This is a genomic window from Mycobacterium sp. TH-M15, from assembly GCF_057473705.1.
Map to the genome: position 1 here is coordinate 1 of NZ_JBYCLB010000527.1, position 4,196 is coordinate 4,196.

General features: G+C 71.9%; 5 protein-coding genes. All 5 read right to left on the bottom strand.

All coding sequences use genetic code 11. The features are described 5' to 3' along the window. On the bottom strand, positions 1–1,157 hold a 1,157-nt coding region (locus tag AC2VNT_RS12860; RefSeq protein WP_486947230.1), incomplete at its 3' end, for a phosphoenolpyruvate carboxylase. A gap of 84 nt (positions 1,158–1,241) precedes the next feature. Next, complete coding sequence (gene secG / locus AC2VNT_RS12865) at positions 1,242–1,475, bottom strand: preprotein translocase subunit SecG (RefSeq protein WP_486947231.1); 234 nt, start codon at positions 1,473–1,475, stop codon at positions 1,242–1,244. Between the two features lie 118 nt (positions 1,476–1,593). Then, positions 1,594–2,379, bottom strand: a complete 786-nt coding sequence (gene tpiA, locus AC2VNT_RS12870; RefSeq protein WP_486947232.1) for a triose-phosphate isomerase — start codon at positions 2,377–2,379, stop codon at positions 1,594–1,596. Next, positions 2,376–3,638 (bottom strand): phosphoglycerate kinase, encoded by a 1,263-nt coding sequence (locus AC2VNT_RS12875; RefSeq protein ID WP_486947233.1) that lies wholly within the window; start codon positions 3,636–3,638, stop codon positions 2,376–2,378. The genes tpiA and AC2VNT_RS12875 overlap by 4 nt, the downstream gene beginning before the upstream one ends. A gap of 4 nt (positions 3,639–3,642) precedes the next feature. After that, positions 3,643–4,196 (bottom strand): type I glyceraldehyde-3-phosphate dehydrogenase (locus tag AC2VNT_RS12880; protein WP_486947234.1); only part of this gene is annotated, 554 nt, incomplete at its 5' end.

Genomic DNA, 4,196 nt, shown 5'->3' on the forward strand with positions numbered 1-4,196 from the left:
GTGGCGTATCCGGGCAGGTCCGGGTCGAGCGCGGCGAAACCGACGACGGGCCGCTCGTCCAGAATCTCGGCGGCGGTGGCGCTGAGCCGGCTGCGCACCACCCGCACCGCCCGGCGGTACGGCTCGTCGCGATGCTCGGTCGCCCGGTCGGCGCCGGCCAGTGCGGTCAGCTCGGCGGTGACCTCGACCAGCCGGCCCGACATGGACAGCTCCTGCTCCAGCGCGGCCAGTTCGGCGAGGTAGTGCGCCAGCGCGGTCTGCGCGGCGCCCGCGGTGGCGAACCGGACCACCTCGGCGGTGACGTACGGATTGCCGTCCCGGTCGCCGCCGATCCACGAACCCGGCCGCAGCATCGGTTCGGCGAGCAGGCCGGCGTCGGGCCAGCGGGACCGCAGTGCGCCCCGCACGTCGGCGTTGAGCTGCGGGATGACGGCCAGGAACGCGGCCGGGTAGTACCGCAGCCCGGCGGCGATCTCGTCGGTGATCTGCGGCCGCGACAGTCGGACCAGGGCGGTCTGCCACAGGGTGAGCACCTGGCGGCGCAGCTCCAGCTCGATGTCGTGGGCCTGGAAACACGAGGTGTCGGTCTCGGTGCGGCCTTCGGCCCGCAACCGCATCAGCTCGGTGATCCGGTGCTGGGTGACGAAGACCGTGCGGCGGCGGGTCTCGGTGGGGTGGGCGGTGATCACCGGTGCGACCAGCGCCCCGGCCAGCGCCGCGGCGACCCGCCCGGTGTCCAGCCCGGCCGCGTCCAGCTTGCGGTAGCTGGCCGCCAGGGTGCTCTCCGGCGGCGGCTCGCCGGCGGCGACGTGGATGGCGCGGCGCCGCTCGCGGTGGATGTCCTCGGCCACGTTGGCCAGCAGCGCGAAGTGGGTGAACGCCCGGATCACCGGGATGGCCCGGTGGATGTCGATGCCGGTGAAGAGCTGCGCCACCTCGGCCCGGTCGATCTCCGAGCGGCGCACCGCAAACGCCGCGACCCGGGCCCGCTCGACCAGGTCGAACACCTGGTCGCCGTGCTGTTCCCGCACGGTGTCGCCGAGGATGGCGCCGAGCAGCCGGATGTCGTCGCGCATCGGCTCGGTGGCCTCGCGGCCGACCCGGGTGCGCCGCACCGCGCCGATCGGGGCGAGCGCGGCGTCCGGAACCTCAGCCATGGCGCCCGGGATCGACGGCGGCAGCGATCATCGGTAGATCGCCCGCTCGTAGCGCCATATCACCCCGGCCAGCCCGAACCTGGTTCAGCGGTACTTGATCAGCAGCGCCATCGCGACGATGGAGACCAGCCAGATGCCGGTGACGAACAGGGTCAGCCGGTCCAGGTTCTTCTCCACCACCGTCGACCCGGAGAGACTGGACTGCACACCACCGCCGAACAGCGTGGACAGCCCGCCGCCCTTGGCCCGGTGCAGCAGCACCAGCAGCACCAGCAGCAGGCTGGTGATCACCAGGATGATCTGCAGCGCTAAAACCATGGCCGTGAGCCTACCGGCTGGGCCACCGCGGGCCGCAACCGGCAGGGCGGCTCGAAGATCACCATCAGCGCGATGGCCGCTGCGGCCGGCCGTCGGTCCCCGGCCCCGGGCAGGGTGCTCACGGCAGCGGGCCCCCGGCGGCGATCGCCGCCAGGGTGGCGAACTGCTCACCGTCCAGCGACGCCCCGCCGACCAGCGCGCCGTCCACGTCGTCCTGGCCGATCAGCTCGCCGATGTTCTTGGCGTTCACCGAGCCGCCGTAGAGCACCCGCACCGTCTCGGCGGTCTTCGCGTCGGCCAGCGCGCCCAGCTCGGCGCGGGCCGCGGCGCAGACCTCCTGCGCGTCGGCCGCCCCGGCCACCCGGCCGGTACCGATCGCCCAGACCGGCTCGTAGGCGACCACCACCCGGGCGATCTGCTCGGTGCTCAACCCGGCCAGCGAGCCGCGCAGCTGTCCGACGCAGTGCTCGACGTGGTTGCCGGCCTCCCGGATCTCCAGCTGCTCGCCGAAGCAGACGATCGGGGTGAGGTGGTGTTTCAGTGCGGCGGCGGCCTTCGCGGCCACCAGCGCGTCGTCCTCGTTGTGGTAGCTGCGCCGCTCGGAGTGCCCGACGACGACGTGGCTGCAGCCGAGTTTGGCCAGGAACGCCCCGCTCACCTCACCGGTGTAGGCGCCCGAGTCGTGCACCGACAGGTCCTGGGCACCGAACGTCAACCGCAGCTTGTCGCCGTCGACCAGGGTCTGCACGCTGCGCAGGTCGGTGAACGGCGGCAGCACGGTGACATCCACCCGGTCGTAGTACTTGTCCGGCAGCGCGAAGGCGACCTTCTGCACCAGGGCGATCGCCTCGAAGTGGTTGAGGTTCATCTTCCAGTTGCCGGCGATCAGCGGCTTGCGAGTCATTGCGGCCCTCCGGTCTTGAGCACCTCGATGCCGGGCAGCGCCTTGCCCTCGAGGTATTCCAGCGACGCCCCGCCGCCGGTGGAGATGTGCGAGAAGCCGTCGTCCGGCAGGCCCAGTGCGCGCACCGCGGCCGCCGAGTCACCGCCGCCGACCACGCTGAACGCGCCTTTCTCGGTGGCCGCCGCGATGGCCTCGGCCACCCCCTTGGTTCCGGCGGCGAAGGCGGGGAACTCGAACACGCCCATCGGGCCGTTCCAGAAGATCGTCTTGGCGTTGGAGAGCAGGGTGGCGAACCGCTGCACCGACCCGGGGCCGATGTCCAGTCCCATCGTGTTCTCCGGGATCTCCTCGGCCGCGACGACGCCGGCGGCGGCGCCGCCGTCGAACGTCTCCGCCACAGCGATGTCCACCGGCAGCCGGATGACGTCGGCGTAGTCCAGCAGGAGCCGTTGGCAGGTGTCCACCATCCCGACTTCCAGCAACGAATTGCCGACCGGAAGCCCTTCAGCGGCAAGGAAGGTGAAGCACATGCCGCCGCCGATCACGATGCTGTCCGCCTTGCCGGCCAGCGATTCGATCACGCCCAGCTTGTCGGAGACCTTGGACCCGCCCAGCACCACCGCGTATGGGCGCTCGGTGGACTCGGTGAGCTGGCGCAGCACCCGGATCTCCTCGGCCACCAGGGTGCCGGCGTAGCACGGCAGCAGGGTGGCCACGTCGTAGACCGAGGCCTGCTTGCGGTGCACCACACCGAACCCGTCGGAGACGAACGCGCCCGGCGAGCCGTCCGGGCCGGCCACCAGCTCGGCGAGCTGGTGGGCCAGCGCGCGGCGCTCTCCCTCGACCTTGCTGGTCTCCCGCGCGTCGAAGCGGACATTCTCCAGCAGCAGCACGTCGCCGTCGGTCAGCCCCTCGGCGCGGGCCAGCGCGTCGGTGCCCACCACGTCGGCGGCGAGCTGCACGTGCCGGCCCAGCCGCTCGCCCAGCGCGGCGGCGACCGGCGCCAGCGACAGCGCCGGGTCCGGCCCGTCGGCGGGCCGGCCCAGGTGTGCGGCGACCACCACCTTGGCGCCGGCGTCGACCAGCGCCTTCAGCGTCGGCACCGACGCGGTGATCCGACCGGCGTCGGTGATATAGCCGGTCCCCCCCTCCGAGAAGTCGAGCGGCACGTTCAGGTCCGAGCGCACCAGCACGCCCCGGCCGGCGACCCCGGCCGCCAGCAGGTCGTCGAGGGTCTTGATCGACGCGGAATCCGCCACGGCGCTACAGCGACCGGGCGACCAGGGCGACCAGGTCCACCAGCCGATTGGAGTAGCCCCACTCGTTGTCGTACCAGGAGACCACCTTGGCCTGCTTGCCGATCGCCTTGGTCAGGCCGGCGTCGAAGATCGAGCTGTGCGGGTCGGTGACGATGTCGGTGGAGACGATCGGCAGGTCGTAGTAGCGCAGGATGCCCTTGAGCTTGCCCTCGGCGGCGGCCTTGAAGGCGGCGTTGATCTGCTCGACACCGGCCGCCTTGGACAGCTCGGCGGTCAGGTCGGTGACCGAGCCGGTGACCACCGGAACCCGCAGCGCGTAGCCGTCCAGCTTGCCCTGCAGCTCCGGCAGCACCAGGCCGATGGCCTTGGCCGCCCCGGTGGAGGTGGGCACGATGTTGACCGCGGCGGCGCGGGCCCGGCGCAGGTCCGTGTGCGGCCCGTCCTGCAGATTCTGGTCCTGGGTGTAGGCGTGGATGGTGGTCATCAGGCCGTTGACGATGCCGAACTCGTCGTTGAGCACCTTGGCCAGCGGGGCCAGGCAGTTGGTGGTGCACGACG

Excerpts from the sequence above, each read along its gene's own strand:
- secG (WP_486947231.1), bottom strand. The coding sequence starts at position 1,475 with ATGGTTTTAGCGCTGCAGATCATCCTGGTGATCACCAGCCTGCTGCTG.
- tpiA (WP_486947232.1), bottom strand. The coding sequence starts at position 2,379 with ATGACTCGCAAGCCGCTGATCGCCGGCAACTGGAAGATGAACCTCAAC.